This is a genomic window from Nonomuraea sp. NPDC052634, from assembly GCF_040678535.1.
GTDB classification, from domain to species: Bacteria; Actinomycetota; Actinomycetes; order Streptosporangiales; family Streptosporangiaceae; genus Nonomuraea; species Nonomuraea fastidiosa.
The window spans coordinates 2,756,946-2,774,453 of the sequence record NZ_JBFATY010000001.1 but is presented as its reverse complement, the minus strand read 5'-3'; the positions used below and the strand labels follow the sequence as shown (position 1 = coordinate 2,774,453).

The 17,508-nt window shown below is 72.9% G+C and carries 16 protein-coding genes; 6 read left to right on the top strand and 10 right to left on the bottom strand.

The window, feature by feature from the left end; translation table 11 throughout:
• Window positions 1-57: 57 nt before the first annotated feature.
• Genes AB0K67_RS12335 through AB0K67_RS12315 form a run of 5 tightly spaced genes read left to right on the top strand, consistent with a single transcriptional unit; the run spans window position 58 to window position 7,801 of the window.
• The gene (locus AB0K67_RS12335) at window positions 58-2,439 is read left to right on the top strand and encodes an FAD-dependent oxidoreductase (protein WP_364057161.1); all 2,382 of its coding nucleotides are present in this window, start codon (window positions 58-60) and stop codon (window positions 2,437-2,439) included.
• Window positions 2,436-3,638, top strand: coding sequence for a sarcosine oxidase subunit beta family protein (locus tag AB0K67_RS12330; RefSeq protein ID WP_364057158.1), 1,203 nt, complete (start codon window positions 2,436-2,438; stop codon window positions 3,636-3,638). The genes AB0K67_RS12335 and AB0K67_RS12330 overlap by 4 nt, the downstream gene beginning before the upstream one ends.
• Window positions 3,638-3,880: a sarcosine oxidase subunit delta gene (locus AB0K67_RS12325; protein WP_364057155.1), complete on the top strand. Its 243-nt coding sequence runs from the start codon at window positions 3,638-3,640 to the stop codon at window positions 3,878-3,880. The genes AB0K67_RS12330 and AB0K67_RS12325 overlap by 1 nt, the downstream gene beginning before the upstream one ends.
• A complete protein-coding gene (locus AB0K67_RS12320) occupies window positions 3,877-7,062 on the top strand; it encodes a 2Fe-2S iron-sulfur cluster-binding protein (protein WP_364057152.1) in 3,186 nt (1,061 codons plus the stop codon). Before AB0K67_RS12325 ends, AB0K67_RS12320 begins: the two co-directional genes overlap by 4 nt.
• Window positions 7,063-7,108: 46 nt before the next feature.
• On the top strand, window positions 7,109-7,801 hold the full coding sequence (locus AB0K67_RS12315) for an HNH endonuclease family protein (protein ID WP_364057149.1): 693 nt from the start codon (window positions 7,109-7,111) through the stop codon (window positions 7,799-7,801).
• 62 nt (window positions 7,802-7,863) lie between these two features.
• Here AB0K67_RS12315 and AB0K67_RS12310 read toward each other — a convergent pair whose 3' ends face one another.
• From AB0K67_RS12310 to AB0K67_RS12300, 3 genes are all read right to left on the bottom strand, one after another.
• A complete protein-coding gene (locus tag AB0K67_RS12310) occupies window positions 7,864-8,259 on the bottom strand; it encodes a PepSY domain-containing protein (protein ID WP_364057147.1) in 396 nt (131 codons plus the stop codon).
• Between the two features lie 190 nt (window positions 8,260-8,449).
• Window positions 8,450-9,688: a HAMP domain-containing sensor histidine kinase gene (locus AB0K67_RS12305; RefSeq protein ID WP_364057144.1), complete on the bottom strand. Its 1,239-nt coding sequence runs from the start codon at window positions 9,686-9,688 to the stop codon at window positions 8,450-8,452.
• Window positions 9,685-10,362, bottom strand: a complete 678-nt coding sequence (locus tag AB0K67_RS12300) for a response regulator transcription factor (RefSeq protein WP_364057141.1) — start codon at window positions 10,360-10,362, stop codon at window positions 9,685-9,687. Before AB0K67_RS12300 ends, AB0K67_RS12305 begins: the two co-directional genes overlap by 4 nt.
• A gap of 92 nt (window positions 10,363-10,454) precedes the next feature.
• Between AB0K67_RS12300 and AB0K67_RS12295 the strand changes: the two genes are divergently transcribed.
• Window positions 10,455-10,874 carry a hypothetical protein gene (locus AB0K67_RS12295; protein WP_364057138.1) on the top strand — a complete coding sequence of 140 codons (420 nt, stop codon included), beginning with the start codon at window positions 10,455-10,457 and terminating at the stop codon, window positions 10,872-10,874.
• On the opposite strand, the gene AB0K67_RS12290 is transcribed toward AB0K67_RS12295, so the two are convergent.
• The 7 genes from AB0K67_RS12290 to AB0K67_RS12260 all read right to left on the bottom strand — a co-directional run bounded on the left by AB0K67_RS12290 (window position 10,778) and on the right by AB0K67_RS12260 (window position 17,499).
• On the bottom strand, window positions 10,778-11,629 hold the full coding sequence (locus AB0K67_RS12290) for a hypothetical protein (RefSeq protein WP_364057135.1): 852 nt from the start codon (window positions 11,627-11,629) through the stop codon (window positions 10,778-10,780). The genes AB0K67_RS12295 and AB0K67_RS12290 overlap by 97 nt on opposite strands.
• A 285-nt stretch (window positions 11,630-11,914) precedes the next feature.
• A complete protein-coding gene (locus AB0K67_RS12285) occupies window positions 11,915-12,127 on the bottom strand; it encodes a DUF2277 domain-containing protein (RefSeq protein WP_364057132.1) in 213 nt (70 codons plus the stop codon).
• A gap of 3 nt (window positions 12,128-12,130) precedes the next feature.
• The gene (locus AB0K67_RS12280; RefSeq protein WP_364057129.1) at window positions 12,131-12,871 is read right to left on the bottom strand and encodes an IclR family transcriptional regulator; all 741 of its coding nucleotides are present in this window, start codon (window positions 12,869-12,871) and stop codon (window positions 12,131-12,133) included.
• Window positions 12,872-12,889: 18 nt separating this feature from the next.
• Window positions 12,890-13,636, bottom strand: a complete 747-nt coding sequence (locus tag AB0K67_RS12275; protein ID WP_364057126.1) for an IclR family transcriptional regulator — start codon at window positions 13,634-13,636, stop codon at window positions 12,890-12,892.
• Window positions 13,633-14,835, bottom strand: a complete 1,203-nt coding sequence (locus tag AB0K67_RS12270) for a heterodisulfide reductase-related iron-sulfur binding cluster (protein ID WP_364057123.1) — start codon at window positions 14,833-14,835, stop codon at window positions 13,633-13,635. The genes AB0K67_RS12275 and AB0K67_RS12270 overlap by 4 nt, the downstream gene beginning before the upstream one ends.
• A 1-nt stretch (window position 14,836) precedes the next feature.
• A complete protein-coding gene (locus AB0K67_RS12265; RefSeq protein ID WP_364057120.1) occupies window positions 14,837-16,066 on the bottom strand; it encodes an FAD-binding oxidoreductase in 1,230 nt (409 codons plus the stop codon).
• Complete coding sequence (locus AB0K67_RS12260) at window positions 16,063-17,499, bottom strand: FAD-linked oxidase C-terminal domain-containing protein (protein WP_364057117.1); 1,437 nt, start codon at window positions 17,497-17,499, stop codon at window positions 16,063-16,065. Before AB0K67_RS12260 ends, AB0K67_RS12265 begins: the two co-directional genes overlap by 4 nt.
• Window positions 17,500-17,508: the final 9 nt, after the last annotated feature.

Sequence of the window (17,508 nt, the reverse complement as noted above, 5' to 3'; positions counted from 1 at the left end):
TGGTCGTTGCGTAGTGCGGTGCGTGTTGCGTATTAAGGAACAACTCCGGAGGCGACCATGAGCCGACCGCGTACGGTGATCGTGGGAGCGGGCATCGTGGGCTGCGCCCTCGCCGACGAGCTCACCGAGCGGGGATGGACGGACGTCACGGTCGTCGACCAGGGCCCGCTGTTCGCCGCCGGAGGCTCCAGCTCCCACGCGCCCGGCCTCGTCTTCCAGACCAACCCGTCGAAGACGATGACGGAGTTCGCCGCCTACACGGTCAGGAAGTACACCGCGCTCGGCGCCGGCTGCTTCGCCCAGGTCGGCGGCCTGGAGGTGGCGACCACCCCGGAACGCTGGGCCGACCTGCACCGCAAGCTCGGCTGGGCCGAGTCGTGGGGCGTCGAGGCGCACCTGATCGACCCGGCGGAGTGCGCGCGGTTATGGCCGCTGCTCGACCAGACCAAGGTGCTCGGCGGCTTTCACGTGCCGTCCGACGGGCTCGCGGCGGCGGTCGCCTGCGGCGAGCGTCAGGCGGCGCGCGCCACCGAGCGCGGCGCGACGTTCCTCGGCGAGCACACCGTGGCCGGCATCGACCAGCGCGGCGGCCGGGTGACCGGCGTCGCCGTCGTGGCCGGGGGCGAGCACCGGACCATCCCCGCCGACGTGGTGGTGTGCGCGGCCGGCTTCTGGGGGCCGTCGATCGGCGCCATGGCCGGGCTGACCGTGCCGCTGCTGCCGCTCGCCCACCAGTACGCCAAGTCGGGCCCCCTCGGCGACCTGCGCCCCGGCCCGATACTTCGCCACCAGGACCGCGACCTGTACTTCCGGCAGCACGGCGACCGGGTCGGCATCGGCTCCTACTCCCACCGCCCGATGCCGGTCGCCCAGCACGAGATCGGCCCCAAGTCCACCACGATGCCGTCGGTGCAGGCGTTCACCGAGGAGGACTTCGACCCGGCCTGGCGCGACGCGGTCGAGCTGCTGCCCGCCCTGGCCGGATCCAAGTACGAGGACGGCATCAACGGGATCTTCTCCTTCACTCCCGACGGATTCCCGCTGATCGGCGAGGCCCCGCACCTCGACGGGTTCTGGCTGGCCGAGGCCGTCTGGGTGACCCACTCGGCCGGGGTGGCGCGCGCGGTGGCCGAGCTGCTCGTCAACGGGCGCTCCGAGATCGATCTGCACGAGTGCGAGCTGGGCAGGTTCGAGCAGGCGCAGCTCTCGCCGGCGTTCATCGAGGAGCGCGGCAAGCAGAACTTCATCGAGGTGTACGACGTCGTCCATCCGCTGCAGCCGATGGAGTCGCCGCGCCCGCTGCGGACGAGCCCGTTCCACGTACGGCAGCGGGAGCTGGGCGCGTTCTTCCTCGAAGCGGCCGGATGGGAGCGCCCGCACTGGTTCGAGGCCAACGAAGGGCTGCCCCGCGCGGCCACCGGCGCCGAGCTGCGCGATGCGTGGGCGAGCCGCTACTGGTCGCCGATCGCCGCCGGCGAGTCCCGCGCCACCAGGGAGAGCGTGGCCCTGTACGACATGACGCCGCTCAAGCGGATCGAGGTCAGCGGGCCGCGCTCGGCGGCGTTCCTGCAGCGCATGACCACCAACAACGTGGACAGAAAGCCGGGCTCCGTCACGTACACGCTGCTGCTCGACCACCGGGGCGGCATCCGCTCCGACCTCACCGTGGCCCGGCTCGACGAGGACACCTTCCAGGTCGGCGCGAACGGCAACCTCGACCTCGAATGGCTGGCCAGGCACGCGCCGTCCGGCGTGCGGGTGCGCGACATCACGCCCGGCACCTGCTGCGTCGGCGTGTGGGGACCACGGGCCAGGGAGCTGGTGCAGCCGCTGACCGACATGGACCTGTCGAACGAGGGCCTGCGCTACTTCGGCTGCCGGCGCGGCTACGTCGGCCACGTGCCGGTGCTCGCGCTGCGCGTGTCGTACGTGGGCGAGCTGGGCTGGGAGCTCTACACCAGCGCCGACATGGGGCTGAAGCTGTGGGACACGCTGTGGGCCCCGGGCCTGGCGGTCGCCGGCGGCCGGGCGGCCTTCAACAGCCTGCGGCTGGAGAAGGGCTACCGGCTGTGGGGCGTGGACATGACGACCGAGCACACCCCGTACGAGGCGGGGCTGGGCTTCGCGGTCAAGACGGACAAGGACTTCATCGGCCGCGACGCGCTGACCACGGACGTCACCCGCACACTGGTGCCGCTGCTCAGCGCCGAGGTCGTCATGGGCAAGGAACCGGTCAGGCACGACGGCCGCACGGTCGGCTACGTCACCAGCGCCGCCTACGGCCACACGATCGAGCGCCCCATCGCCTACGCCTGGCTGCCCGCGGAGCTGGCCGAGCCCGGGACGCAGGTGGAGATCTCCTACTTCGGCCGCCGCATCCCCGCGGAGGTCGCCGCCGAGCCCCTGTACGACCCCGGGATGGAGAAGATCCGACGGTGACCCACCCCGACTTCCTCTGGCGCAACCCCGACCCGAAACCCTCCTACGACGTCGTCATCGTCGGCGGCGGCGGGCACGGCCTGGCCACCGCGTACTACCTGGCGAAGAACCACGGCATCACGAACGTCGCCGTCCTGGAGCGCGGCTGGCTGGCCGGCGGCAACATGGCGCGCAACACCACGATCATCCGCTCCAACTACCTGTGGGACGAGAGCGCCGCCATCTACGAGCACTCGCTCAAGCTCTGGGAGGGGCTGAGCGAGGAGCTGGACTACGACCTGCAGTTCAGCCAGCGCGGGGTGCTCAACCTGGCGCACAACCAGAGCGACGTGCGCGAGGGAAAGCGCAGGGTCAACGCCAACCGGCTCAACGGCGTGGACGCCGAATGGCTCGACGCCGACGAGGTCAAGAAGTTCTGCCCGATCATCAACGTCTCGCGGCAGGCCCGCTACCCGGTCATGGGTGCGACCCTGCAGCGGCGCGGCGGCATCGCCAAGCACGACCACGTCGCCTGGGCGCTGGCCAGGAAGGCGGACGCGTACGGGGTGGATCTGATCCAGGGCTGCGAGGTCACCGGCTTCGAGATCACCGGCGGCCGTGTGGCCGCCGTCGGGACCTCGCGCGGCAGGATCGCCGCCGGCAAGGTCGCGCTGGCCGCCGCCGGGCACACCTCGGTGCTCGCCGCGCGGGCCGGGCTGCGGCTGCCGCTCCAGTCGCACCCGCTGCAGGCGCTGGTGTCGGAGCTGCTGGAGCCGGTGCTCGACTGCGTGGTGATGTCGAACGCGGTCCACGTGTACGTCAGCCAGGCCCACAAGGGCGAGCTGGTCATGGGGGCGGGCATCGACGCGTACAACTCCTACGGACAGCGCGGCAGCGTCCACGTGATCGAGGCGCAGATGGCGGCGGCCCTGGAGCTGTTCCCGATCTTCAGCCGGGTCCGCGTGCTGCGCACCTGGGCCGGCATCGTGGACGTCTCGCCCGACGCCTCCCCGATCATCGGCCGCACGCCGATCGGCGGCCTCTACATCAACGCCGGCTGGGGCACCGGCGGCTTCAAGGCCACCCCGGGCTCCGGCTGGGTCTACGCCGACACGATCGCCCACGACCGCCCGCATCCGCTGGCGGAGCCGTTCGCGCTGGAGAGGTTCACCACGGGGGCGCTCATCGACGAGCACGGCGCGGCGGCGGTGGCCCACTGATGCTGCTCATCGACTGCCCGCACTGCGGTCCACGCGACGAGACCGAGTTCCGCTACGGCGGCCAGGCCGGCATCGCCTGCCCCACGGGCGAGACCACCGACGCCGAGTGGGCCGCGTACGTCTTCTTCCGTGACAACCCCAAGGGCTGGTTCTGCGAGCGCTGGTTCCACGCGCACGGCTGCCGGACCTGGTTCGACGTCGAGCGGCACACCGTCACCCACGAGATCAGGAAGCCCTCATGAGGTTCACCTTCGACGGCCGCCCGCTGCGGGGCGAGCCGGGCGACACGCTGGCCGCCGCCCTGCTGCGCAACGGCGTGCGGGTGGTGGGCCGCAGCGTCGCGCTGGGCCGGCCGCGCGGCGTCTTCACCGCCGGGCCCGAGGAGCCGAACGCGCTCGTCCGCGTCGGCCCCGACCCCATGCTGCCCGCCACCACGGTCGAGCTGTACGACGGACTTCAGGCGTGGAGCCTGCGCGGCAAGGGCCGGGTGGACCCGCACACCGCGGCCGAGCTTGTGGACGACCGCCGCTGCGACAAGGGCTACCTGCACTGCGACGTGCTCGTGGTGGGCGGCGGACCGGCGGGCCTCGCCGCGGCGGTGGCGGCGGGCCGTGCCGGGGCGCGGGTGATCCTGGTGGACGATCAGCCCCGCCTGGGCGGCGACCTGCTCAACTCCCGCCTGCGCATCGACGGCGCGCCCGCGCTCGACTGGGTGGACGGGCTCGATCTGCCGGGCCGGGTGCTCACCAGGACGACCGCCATCGGCTACTACGACCACAACTACGTGGTGGCCGTGGAACGGCGGGCGCGCGGTGAGCGGCTGTGGCACCTCAGGGCCCGCCAGGTGGTGCTGGCCACGGGCGCGCACGAGCGCTCCGTCGCCTTCCCCGGCAACGACCGGCCCGGCGTGATGCTCGCCTCGGCGGCCCGCGCCTACGCCAACCGGTACGGCGTCGCGCCCTGGCGGCGGGCGGTCGTGTTCGCCTGCGCGGACTCCGCGTACGAGGCGGCCGGAGACCTGGCGGCGGCCGGGGTGGAGGTGGCCGAGATCGTGGACCCGCGCGTGGACGGGCGGGTGGTCACCGGCACGACCGGCGACGCCGACGGCGTGCTGACCGGCGTCTCGATCGGCTCCCGGCACGTCGAGGCGGACCTGCTCGCCGTGGCCGGCGGCTGGAACCCGGCCGTGCACCTGTTCAGCCAGTCGCAGGGGCGGGTCAGGTTCGACGAGGAGCTGCAGGCGTTCGTGCCGGGCACGTCCGCCCAGGCCGAGCGGTCGGCGGGGGCGTGCAAAGGCGTGTACGGCACGGCCGCGGCCATCGCCGACGGCTACGCGGCGGGCGCGGAGGCGGCGTCCCTGGCGCTCGGCACCACCCGCGACTCCGGTGAGGCAGGGCCGGAGACGCGCATGCGCGATCGGGGCGGGCCGGGCGAGCTGCGGGTGCCCGAGTGCGACGAGCGGCCGATCACAGCGCCGCCCGCCGCGCTGTGGCTGGTCGAAGGCGAGGGGGCGGGCGGTGACGAGCCGGCCTTCGCCGACCTGCACCGCGACGTGACCGTGGCCGATCTGGCCAGGGCCACCGGCACCGGCATGCGCTCGGTCGAGCACGTCAAGCGCTACACCACCGCGGGCACCGGCGCCGACCAGGGCAAGACGTCGGGCGCGGTCGTGGTGGGCGTCATGTCGGCGCTGCTCGGCACCGAGCCTGGTCAGGTGGGCACGACCACGTTCCGGCCGCCGTACACGCCGGTGTCGTTCGCCACGCTGGCCGGGCGCGACAGGGGCGAGCTGTCCGACCCGGTCAGGACCACCGCCATGCACGACTCCCACGTCGCGCGCGGCGCGGTCTTCGAGGACGTCGGCCAGTGGAAGCGCCCCTGGTACTTCCCGCAGGACGGCGAGTCGATGGAGGACGCCGTACGGCGCGAGTGCCGGGCGGCCCGCACCGCCGTGGCCGCCATGGACGCCTCCACGCTCGGCAAGATCGACATCAGGGGCGCGGACGCCGGGGTCTTCCTCGACCGGATCTACACCAACATGTACTCCACGCTGCCCGTCGGGGCCTGCCGGTACGGCGTGATGTGCCGGGCGGACGGCATGGTGTTCGACGACGGCACCACCACCAGGCTCGCCGGCGACCACTACCTGATGACCACGACCACGGGCAACGCCGCCGCCGTGTTCGACTGGCTGGAGGAGTGGCACCAGACCGAGTGGCCCGGCCTGGACGTGTCGTTCACCTCGGTCACCGACCACTGGGCGACGGTCGCCGTGGTGGGACCGCAGGCCAGGCGGGTGATCGCGGCCGTCGCGCCCGGCGCGCTCGACCTGGCGTTCATGCGGTACGCGGCCGTGGACGTGATGGGCGTGCCCGGCCGGGTGTTCAGGATCAGCTTCTCCGGCGAGCTGGCGTACGAGGTGAACGTGCCCTGGGCCTACGGGCGGGCGCTGTGGGACGCGGTGCTGGAGCTGGGCGCGGTGCCGTACGGGACCGAGACCATGCACGTGCTGCGCGCCGAGAAGGGCTTCGCGATCGTCGGTCAGGAGACCGACGGCACGGTCACCCCGCAGGACCTCGGCATGTCGTGGCTGGTCTCCACGCGCAAGCCGGACTTCGTGGGCAAGCGCTCGCACGCCAGGCCCGACACCGCGCGTCCCGATCGCAAGCGCCTGGTCGGGCTGCTGCCCGACGACCCCGCCGCGCGGGTGGAGGAGGGCGCGCAGCTCGTGGCGGCCGGGCAGGCACTCACCGGTGTCGTGCCGATGCTCGGCCACGTCACCTCCAGCTACCACAGCGAGGTGCTGGGCCGTACGTTCTGCCTGGCCCTGGCCAAGGAGGCGGCCCCCGGCGACCGGCTGACGGCGGTGTCCGGGGGAGCGGCGCTGCCCGTGACGGTCGTGGAGCCGGTCTTCTACGACCCTGATAACGCCCGCCGCGACGGCGAGCCGCTGCCGCCCGGCGAGATCGCGCCGCTGACCGGCTGCCGCGCGGAGAGCCCGGCCGCCTCCTTCGCCGCGCGGTTCGCGGCGGCGAGCGGTGAGCGGGTGCGGCTGCGCGAGGTGCCGTTCGAACCGATGTGGGAGGTCAGGGGCGCGGATCCGGGGACGGGGCTGCGGCTCGGGCCGTCCTGGTGGCTCGTCGTGGGGGACGCTGCCAGAGACGCGACGCCTGGCCCCCGCTGGGTGGACGTCTCGGGCCAGCGGACGATCCTGGAGCTGTCGGGCCCTGGGACCGAAGACGTGCTCATCACCGGATGCCCGCTCGACCTGCACCCGTCGGCCTTCGCCGGGCACGCTCAGACCCTGCTCGGCAAGGCGCCGGTCGTCCTGGAGCGGCGAGCGCCCGATATGTACTGGATCTACGTAAGATCGTCCTTCACCCGGTACATGGCGGAGTGGCTGCTCGACGCCCTTCAGGGGTGATAACCGCCATACCTGGGAATTACCTAGACTTTACGAAGATTTTTGCTTGAAGTCTGGGGAGAAGAGCGTGCGCGTACGGGCGTTCATGGCCGGTCTGGCCACGGTGGGACTGCTGGCCGGCTGCGGCGGACTCGAAGCGCAGACCAGCGGCTCGATCGGCGATGCGAAGCCGGACTCGGCCGCGATCGCCGAAGCCAAGGAGAAGCTGGAGAAGCTGACCGTCAAGGGCCGCGCGCCCAAAACCGGGTTCGACCGCGACAAGTTCGGCCCGGCCTGGGCCGACGTCGATCGCAACGGCTGCGACACCCGTAACGACATCCTCAAGCGGGACATGGAGGACGAGACGTTCAAGCCGGGCACCCACGACTGCATCGTGCTGACCGGCACCCTGCACGACCCCTACAGCGGCAAGACCATCAAGTTCAAGCGCGGCCAGAGCACTAGCAGCGCCGTGCAGATCGACCACCTCGTACCGCTGTCGGACGCCTGGCAGAAGGGCGCCCAGCAGTGGTCGGCGACCAAGCGCAAGGAGTTCGCCAACGACCCGCTCAACCTGCTCGCCGTTGACGGCCCGCTGAACGGCCAGAAGAGCGACTCCGACGCGGCCACCTGGCTGCCGCCGCGCAAGGAGTACCGGTGCACCTACATCGCCCGGCAGATCGATGTGAAGGCCAAGTACGGCGTGTGGGTGACCGCCGCGGAGAAGGACGCCATGAAGAACGTCCTGAGCTCCTGCTGACCGCATGAGCGCGCCGGCCCACCGTGGGGGTGAGCCGGCGCAGCCGGAGAGGTCGGTGAGGATCAGTCGTCCTCGGCGTGGTCGCGGCCACGGCCCCCGTGGTCGTCGTCGCGGTCATGGTCCCTGTCGATCTCCGACTTGGTGATCTTGCCGGAGGCGGCGTTCACCTTCACCTCGTACCGCTGGGAGCCCTTGATCAGTTTCACCTCCCAGACGTCGGGGGCGGCGCCGTTCCTGTCGAGCTCCACCTCCCGGATCCAGGCGCCCGGCACCTGCCGGTGCGCGATCGCGATGGCCTGTTCGGCCGTGACCTTCGGAGCGGCGGGCGCGGTGGCCGTCAGAGCGATGGGAGCGGCGGCCTCCGCCGCGGCGGAGGCGGTCGCGTACGCCGCGCCACCGCACGCGATCAGGGAGACGACACCGGCACCGGCCACGAGCAGCTTCTTTGTGATTCGCATGCCTCTACGAAACCGCCGGCCCCGGTAATCGCGCGCTAAACGGCGGTTAAGGCGGGGAGAAGGCCGAAATGGGCGCGCTCTGGAGCCTTACGGCGTGCCCAAGGGGGAGGCGCAGAAGGAGGCTCAAGGCGCGTCAATGGGGAGGCACAGGAGGCTCAAGGCGCGCCCAGTTGGAGGCGCAGGAGGAGGCTCAAGGCGCGCCCAGGTGGAGGTCGACGCGGGCGCCGCCGAGTTCGGAGCTGGAGACCGAGAGGCCGCCGCCCGACGACTCGGCGGTGCGGCGGGCGATGTCCAGGCCGAGCCCGGTCGAGCCGCCTCCGCTGGTGCCGCGCTCCAGCAGCGCGGGCTCGAACCCGGGTCCCGCGTCCTCGACGGACAGCAGGGCCCCGGGTGGGCGGCTCTGGAGGCGTACGGACATGGCGGCGCCCTCGGGGGTGTGCGCGAAGACGTTGCCGAGCAGCGCGTCCAGGCACGCGGCCAGCTCGCCCGCGCCCGCGGCGACCTGCAGGGGGCCGTCGGGCAGCGTGACCGTCAGCTCGCGCCCCTGGTCCTCGGCGAGCACCGACCAGAACCGCACCCGCTCGCTCACGACGGCGGCCGCGTCGCACGACTCCCGGTCGGCGGTGCGCCGCCGCGCCTCGGTGATGACCGCGCTGACCGCCCGTTCCAGCGCGTCCACCCTGGCCTGCAGGCGGGCCTTCTCCTCAGGGTCGCGCAGCGACTCGGCGTCCAGCCGCAGGCCGGTCAGCGGCGTGCGGAGCCGGTGCGACAGGTCGGCGGCGGACTCCCGTTCGGCGGCGAGCAGCTCGTCGATGCGGCCGGCGAGATGGTTGAGCGCGAGCGCCACCGACCGCACCTCGGGCGGCCCGCCCGGCTCGGCCCGCGCGGTCAGATCGCCGCCCGCGAGCCGGTGCGAGACCCTGGCCAGCCCGTCCACCGGCCGGGTGACGGCCAGCGCCAGCCGGTCGGCGAGCACGATGCCGAGCACCATCAGCCCGAGCCCGATGAGCAGCAGCGCCAGCCACGCCTCGCGCACGCCGCGCACCAGCTCGTCGTCCGGCACGAACACCCTGATCACCGCCGTGCCGCCGGGCGACTGCGCGGAGACCAGCACCTCCCTGCCGCCGGGTGCGGTGGCGGTGACGCTGCGCCCGGTCGCGGCCAGGCGTACGGCGTCGGAGCGCGGCGCCGGGGTGCCGACGATGCCGCCGTCCGGCAGGAACACCGTCACGGGGCGGGACACCTGCTCGACCGTCAGCGGCAGATCGGGCGTGCCGACCGCGACGGCGACCGACTCGGCTGCGGCGGTGGCCCGGCTCATCGCGCCGTTCTCGGCCACGGCCCTGATCAGCAGCGCCATCGGCACCAGCAGCGCGATGAGCACGAGCGAGGTGGTGGCCGCCACGAGCAGCGCGAGCCAGCGCCTCATGACGGATCGACCAGCTTGACGCCCACGCCGCGCACGGTGTGCAGGTAGCGCGGCGCGGCGGCGGTCTCTCCGAGCTTTCTGCGCAGCCACGACAGGTGCACGTCCACGGTCTTGTCGGCGCCCCCGTACGGCAGCTGCCACACCTCGGTCAGCAGCTCCCGCTTGGTCACCACCTCGCCTGGCCGGGCCGCGAGGTAGTGCAGCACGTCGAACTCGCGCGGCGTGAGGTCCAGCGGCTGGCCGTCGAGCGTGGCGGTACGGGCGCGCGGGTCCACGCGCAGACCGCCCACCGCCAGCGGTTCCGGCGCGGAGCCGCCCGCCCGCCGCAGCACCGCGCGTACCCGGGCGTCGAGCTGCGCCGCGCTGTACGGCTTGACCACGTAGTCGTCGGCGCCCGCGTCCAGCACCGGCACCATCTCGGCGTCGCCGTCGCGCGCGGTGGCCACGATGACCGGCACCTGGCTGACCGCCCGCAGCATGCGCAGCAGCTCGACGCCGTCGAGGTCGGGCAGCCCGAGGTCGAGCACGATCAGATCGGGCCGGTCCTGGACGGCCAGGCGCAGCCCGTCCATGGCGGTGGGGGAGGAGGAGACGGCATGGCCGAGGTCTCGCAGCCCCCTGCTGAGCGCCGTACGGATCGCCACATCGTCCTCGATGAGCAGGATGTCAGCCATAGGAAGAACGTAGACGGTTTCTTCCGCTGCCTAGAGCAGCCTTAGCGTCGCCTTAACCTGGCCTTAGCCGGACAGGGGGGAACCTGAGCGGGATGAAGAGACTCGTCGCGGCCTGGGCCGCCACCGCCGTCGCCGCCACCGGCGCCGCCGTGGCGGTGCTCGGCCTGCTCGGCAACGGACTGACCGGCACCGACCGCCACGTGCTCGCCCCCGAGGAGGTGCGCGCCGAGCTGGCCACGGCCACCTCCCGCGCCACCGCCGCGCCCGTCCCCGCGGCGTCGCCGACGGGGCAGAGCAGGCTGATCCGCAGCGCGGGCGGCACGGTGATCGCCTCCTGCGAGGGCGGCCGGGTCACGCTGCGCTCGTGGAGCCCCGCCCAGGGCTACAAGGTGGACTCGGTCGATCCCGGGCCGGATCACGAGGCGAAGGTGGAGTTCGAGCCGGACGAGGGCGAGGAGGTCGAACTCAAGATCGTCTGCTCGGACGGTGAGCCCGTCGTCCGCGAGAGCTGACCCTGCGGGCCGGTGACCGGGTCAGGCCCCTCGCGCCAGCGGTAGCCCATCGTGCGCAGCAGCCGGTACTCCATCACGGCCAGCGTCAGGGACGAGACGACGCCGCTGATGTTCAGGGTCAGCCACAGCCAGGAGGGCACGCCGTTCCTTTCCAGGCTGATGAGCTCCTGTCCGCTGACCAGCAGCATGACGAGCGTGGAGCCGACCGGCGCGAGCAACGGGTGCATGTCGGAGATCCACAGCCCGGTGCGCGTCGCCCAGTAGAGCGTGCTGCCGTAGAAGCAGGCGGCCCAGAGGAAGATGAAGATCTCCCTCGGCCCGATGGCCGAGCCGGGGATGGCGCCGTCGCCGTCGTTCAGCCACAGGTAGAGCTGGGAGAGCAGAAACGGCATGAGGAGGACGAGCAGGCCGGGCACCCCGCGGACCAGGTACCGCCGGACGCGCGGCCACAGCGTGCGGCGCCGGTCGCGGCGGGTCAGCAGGAAGACGGCGAGGAAGGCCAGCGGCGGCAGAGCCAGCGCGTACTGCAGGGTGTCGTAGGTCTTCGCGGTGGCGCTCGCGAGGACCTCGAGGACATTCCGATAGTGATGCGTGGCGATGACGACCGTGATCAGGCCGAGCATCGTCCGCCAGAACGCGAGCCGGTCCAGCCGCCGCTCCTCTGGAGTCGAGCCGACCGGGGGCTTGAACGCGCGCTTGGCGGCGAGCCAAGGCACCAGCAGACTGACGACGGCACGTGCGCGAGGTGGCGGCACCGCTGCCTCCTATGTGAGAGCCCGGTCCTGGTGCGGGTTCTCATGCTAGGGAGCACGGCTTGCGGGCGGCTTGCCCGATCTTTGACGCCGGCTGTCGGCCCGCCTCGGCGCGGCCGTTCACGCACGGTCACAGCATCGGCCGGTGCTGCGGCCGGTGCTGCGGCCGGTGCTGCGGCCGGTGAAACGGCCGGTCAAACACGGCCCCGCCGCCGGGGCGGGCGTCGCGCCCGTCGGTGGCGGACCACCGGCGCGCCCGCGCGGGAGCCGTCTCGCTCGTGAGGGCTGTCAACGGCTCCCGCGGACCTGTAGCGCGCCCAGCAGCTCCTCCGACGCGCGCGTGATCGCCTCGACCGCGCGGTCGAACGCCTCCGCGTTGTGCGCGGCGGGCGTGCGGAAGCCGGAGATCTTCCTGACGTACTGCAGCGCCGCGGCCCGCACGTCCTCCTCGGTCACGCTCTCGGTGTAAGGCGGGCGGAGGGTCTTGATGCTTCTACACATGACTCAACCGTAATAGCCGATGCGCTGGCTGATCTCTTTCGCGCCCGCCACCAGGATCGCCCCGACCTCGGGCAGCCGCTCGGGCGTCAGCCGGTACGACGGCCCGGAGGCGCTGACGGCGGCGACCACCGTGCCGTCGGAGCCCCTGATCGGCGCGGCGACCGCGTTGAGCCCCACCTCCAGCTCCTCGACGGCGGCGGCCCAGCCGCGCTCCCTGATCTCCTCAAGGCCCAGCTCGTCGGGCTCGGTGATGGTGTTGGGCGTGTAGCGTTCCAGCTCGGACGGCAGCCGCAGCGCCCCGAAGGCCAGCAGCACCTTTCCGCTGGAGGTGGCGTGTGCAGGGGTGCGCTGGCCGACCCAGTTGTGGCCGCTGATGGCGGCGGGGCCGCGCACCTGCGTGATGTTGATGGCGTCGCCGTTGCGGGGCACCGCCACGTTGACGGTCTCGCCGATCTCGACGGCCAGGCGCAGGCAGACCGGGCGGCTCTCGCCCGACAGGTCGAGCTGGGCGGTGGCCGCGCCGGCCAGCCGTACGACGCCGAAGCCGAGCCGGTAGCGTCCTCGATCGCCGCTCTGTTCGACGAGCCCGCCCTGTTCCAGGGCCGACAGCAGGCGGAAGGCGGTGGACTTGTGGACGTCCAGCTCGGTCGCCAGGTCCGTGACCCGGCTGGCGCCGTCGCGGGCGAGGATCTCCAAGATCGCGATGGCACGATCGACCGACTGGACCGACGTGCTGTTGCTCATGCCGCAACAGAATATCGTTCAGTCGGCGATCGGTCCCAGCTCGTCACCGAACTGCGACGCGATCTTCCGCATGCCCTCGGCCAGCTCATCGCGGTCGAGCGCGTCGATGCGCTCGGCGGGACCCGAGACCGACATGGCCGCGACCACCCGGCCGCCATCGCGCACCGGCACCGCGAGGCAGTGCACGCCCAGCTCCTCCTCGCCCAGGTCGAGCGCGTACCCCTGGCGCCTGACGGTCTCCAGCTCCGCCCTCATCGCGTCCAGCTCGGTGATCGTGTTGGGGGTGCGGCGCGGCATGCCGGTGCGCTCGAACACCGCCACCGCCTCCGCCTCGGGCCGCCCGGCGAGCAGCACCTTGCCCACCGCCGTGCTGTGCGGCAGCACCCGCCTGCCGACCTCGGCGAACATCCGCAGCCTGCGCGGCGACGGCACCTGCGCCACGTAGACGACGAAGTCGCCCTCCAGCACGGCCAGGTTCGCGGTCTCGCCGGACAGCTCGACCATCTTCGCGAGGTACGGCTGTGCCCACACCCCGACCATGCTCTCCGCGATGCCGCCCAGCCTGACCAGCCCGCCGCCCAGCGCGTAGCGCCGGTCGGACTCCTGCCGGACGTAGCCGCGCGCCAGCAGCGTGCGCAGCAGCCGGTGGATGGTCCCGTACGGCAGGCCCGTGCGCGCCGCGATCTCCGACAGCCCCGCCTCGCCGCCGTGCTCGGCCAGCGCCTCCAGCACGTCGAGCGCCCGCTCGACCGACTGGACGCTCACAGCGTGACCCCGCGCAGGGACGCGTCCAGCACCTCGGCGGTGTGGGCGACCCTGATGTCCGCGCCCGCCCGCCGCATGGCCGCGGCGATCTGCATCGTGCACCCGGGGTTGGCCGACACCAGCAGCTCGGCCCCCGTCGTGCGCACCGAGGCCGCCTTCCTGTCGCCGAGGTCGCGGGCGGCCTGCGGCCGCAGCAGGTTGTACGTGCCCGCCGACCCGCAGCAGATCGCCGACTCGGGGATCTCGCGCAGCTCCAGCCCGGGGATGCCGGACAGCAGCTCGCGCGGCTGCGCCCGCACGCCCTGCGCGTGCGCCAGGTGGCAGGTGTCGTGGTAGGCCACGGTGAGCGGCAGCGGGTGCCGCTTGGCCACCGGCCCCAGCTCAGCCAGGTATTCGGACAGGTCCATGACGCGGAAGCCCGGCTCGCGGCCGAGCAGCTCGGCGTACTCCTTCATGGTGGAGCCGCAGCCGGCCGCGTTTACCACGACCGTGTCCACGCCGGCTCGCTCGAACACCTCCGCCGTCCTGCGCGCCAGCCGCCCCGCCTGACGGTCGAGCCCGGAGTGCACGCTGAGCGCCCCGCAGCAGCCCTGCTCGGGCGGAATCACCACGTCGCAGCCCTCCAGCGCGAGCACCCGCGCGGTGGCCGCGTTGACCTGCGGGAAGAACTCCCGCTGCACGCACCCGGTGAGCATGCCCACCACGGCGCGGCGCTCGCCCCTGGCCTTGACCAGGCGCGGCAGCCGCTGCCGGTGCTCCACGCGGGGCGCCAGCGCCGCCATCGCGCCCAGGCTCGGGTGGGCCCGCTCCAGGAACGCCGCCATCCGCCTGGCCAGCCTCATCGCCGGGCGCAGCAGCCGCAGCCTGCGCGGGTAGGGGAAGAGGCTGAACACGATGCCGCGGATGGCGCGCTCCTGCGGCTCGCGTACGTGCTCCCGCTCCACCTCGACTCTGGTCTGCTCGATCAGCCGGTCGTAGCGCACGCCGGACGGGCACGCCGTCACGCAGGCCATGCAGCCCAGGCAGGCGTCGAAGTGCCCGGCCATCTCGGGGGTGATCGGGGTGCCCTCGACATGCTGCTGCATCAGGTGGATGCGGCCGCGCGGCGAGTCCATCTCCTCGCCCCACAACACGTACGTGGGACAGGTCGGCAGGCAGAAACCGCAGTGCACGCAGTCGTTGATCAGCTCGGGGTCCACCTCACACGCCTCCCACGAACCGGCCGGGAGACATCCTGCGACCGGGATCGAACCGTTCCTTGACCCGCCGCATCAGCGGCAGCGAGCCCACGTGTCCCCACCTGTCGACGTTCTCGTACGGCCTCCCCGGCGGCAGGGCGAGCACGTGCGCCCGCCCGCCCGCCGCCTCGACCCCGGCGCGCAGCGCGGAGACGACGGCCGCCGGCTCGTCCTCCGCCATCGGCCGCACCGGCTCCAGCAGCAGCCGCCCGCAGGCGGGGGAGCCGCGCAGCACCATCCGCGCGGCGTCCGCCGCTTCGAGCACCGCCGCCGTCGCCGCAGGAGGAAAGCGCAGCTCGATGAGCACGTCATCGCCGAGGAGCCGCCCCCACCAGACCGGCGGCTCCTCGGCGACCTCGCCGGTGCCGATCAGCTCGCGCAGCGCCGCAGCCCTGTCGGCCGCCGCCGTGCCCTCGGCGAGCGCGGCGATGGTGATCGGCCCGCCTGGCTCAGGACGGTCGATCTCGATCGCGCTCGGCTCGGCCTGCGAGGCGGACAGCGCCGCCACCGCCCCGGCCGCGCGCTTGGCGGCGCCGTCCGACGGCAGGCGGGCGATCACCCAGCGGCGATCGGCGGGCAGCGGATGCAGCCGGAACGTGGCCTCGGCGATCACGCCGAGCGTGCCGTACGAGCCGGTGAACAGCTTGCCGAGGTCGTAGCCCGCGACGTTCTTGACGACCTTGCCGCCCGAGTGGGCGATCGTGCCGTCGGCCAGCACGACCGTGATGCCGATGAGCAGGTCGCGGGCGGTGCCGTAGCGGAACGCGCGCGGCCCCGGCGGCCCTCCGGTGGCCAGCGTGCCGCCGACCGTGGAGTCATCGGCGTACGGCAGGTCGAGCGCCAGCTCCTGGCCCTCGGCCGCGAGCGTCCCGGCCAGCGCGCCCATCGTCACCCCGGCCTGCGCGCGCACCACGAGGTCACCGGCGGCGTGCTCGATCACCTCGTTCATGCAGCACATGTCGAGCAGCACGTCGCAGCGCTCCGGCGGCGGCGCCCAGTGCAGCTTCGTGCCGCCGCCCGCGGGCACCACCGCGAGGTCCTGCTCCGCGCAGGCCCGCAGCGCGGCGGAGACCTCCTCGACGGTCTCGGGCAGCACGACCCAGCGGGGCCGCACGCCGCCCACCACGTCGTCGGGTCCCGCCTGCCGGGTCGTCACCCCGCCGATCGCCGCGCTCGCCGTACCGCCGTTCAAAACTGCTCCGCCTTCCCCGACTCGACCAGCGGGTGCACGCCCTTGCGCACCCCCGGCACCTCGCCGCACAGGCGCGGGGTGGGGAACACCTTGCCCGGGTTCGCCAGCCCCGCGGGATCGAACGCGCAGCGCACGAGCTGCATGGTGTCGAGGTCGTCGGCGCTGAACATCTTCGGCATGTAGCGCGACTTGTCGACGCCGACGCCGTGCTCGCCCGTGATCGAGCCGCCGTTCTCGATGCACAGATCGAGGATGGCCCCCGACACCGCCTCCGCCCGCTCGCCCGCGCCCGGATCGCCGTCGTCGAACAGCACCAGCGGGTGCAGGTTGCCGTCGCCGGCGTGGAAGACGTTGGCCACCCTGATGTCGTGCTCGGCCGACAGCCGGTCGATGGCCGCGAGCACGGCGGGCAGCGACGTGCGGGGCACCACGCCGTCCTGCACGATGTAGGCCGGGCTGATCCGCCCCACGGCGGCGAAGGCCGACTTGCGGCCCTTCCAGATCGCCGCGCGCTCGGCCGGGTCGTCGGCCACCCGCAGCTCGAACGCCTCCGAGCACAGCTCGCGCAGCCGCGCGAACTGCCGCTCGACCTCGGCGGCCGGGCCGTCCAGCTCGACGATCAGCACCGCGCCCGCGCCCTCGGGATAGCAGCAGGACACCGCCGCCTCGGCCGCCTCGATGGCGAGGGCGTCCATCATCTCGATCGCGGCCGGCACGATGCCCGCCCCGATGATCGCCGACACCGCCCTGCCGCCCTGCTCGATGCTGTCGAACGCGGCCAGCACCGTGGTCACCGCCTCGGGCGCGCGGCTCAGCCGTACGGTGATCTTGGTGGCGATGCCCAGCGTGCCCTCCGACCCGATGAACGCGCCCAGCAGGTCGTAGCCCGGGTCCATGCGGTCGAGCGTGACCAGCTCGCCCTCCGGGGTGACGATCTCGCACGCCTCGACGTGGTTGACGGTGAAGCCGTACTTGAGGCAGTGGGCGCCGCCGGAGTTCTCCGCCACGTTGCCGCCGATCGAGCAGACCTGCTGGCTGGACGGGTCGGGGGCGTAGTAGTAGCCCTGGGCGCGCACGGCCTCGGTGATGGCCAGGTTCGTCACCCCCGGCTCCACCACGGCCCTGCGGTTGGGCAGGTCGATCTCCAGGATCGCGCGCATCTTCGAGGTGACGATCAGCACGCCGTCCTCGCGGGGCAGCGCGCCGCCCGACAGGCCGGTGCCCGAGCCCCGCGCGACGAACGGCACGCCGTGCTCGTTGCACAGGCGGACCACGGCGGCGACCTGCTCGGCCGTCTCGGGCAGCACGACCACGCCGGGCGTCGCGCGGTGATGGGTCAGGCCGTCGCACTCGTACGTGCGCAGGCGTACGGGATCGGTGATCACCGCGTCGTGCGGCAGCAGTGAGCGCAGGGCCGTAATCAGCGTCTTCATCACCGATCC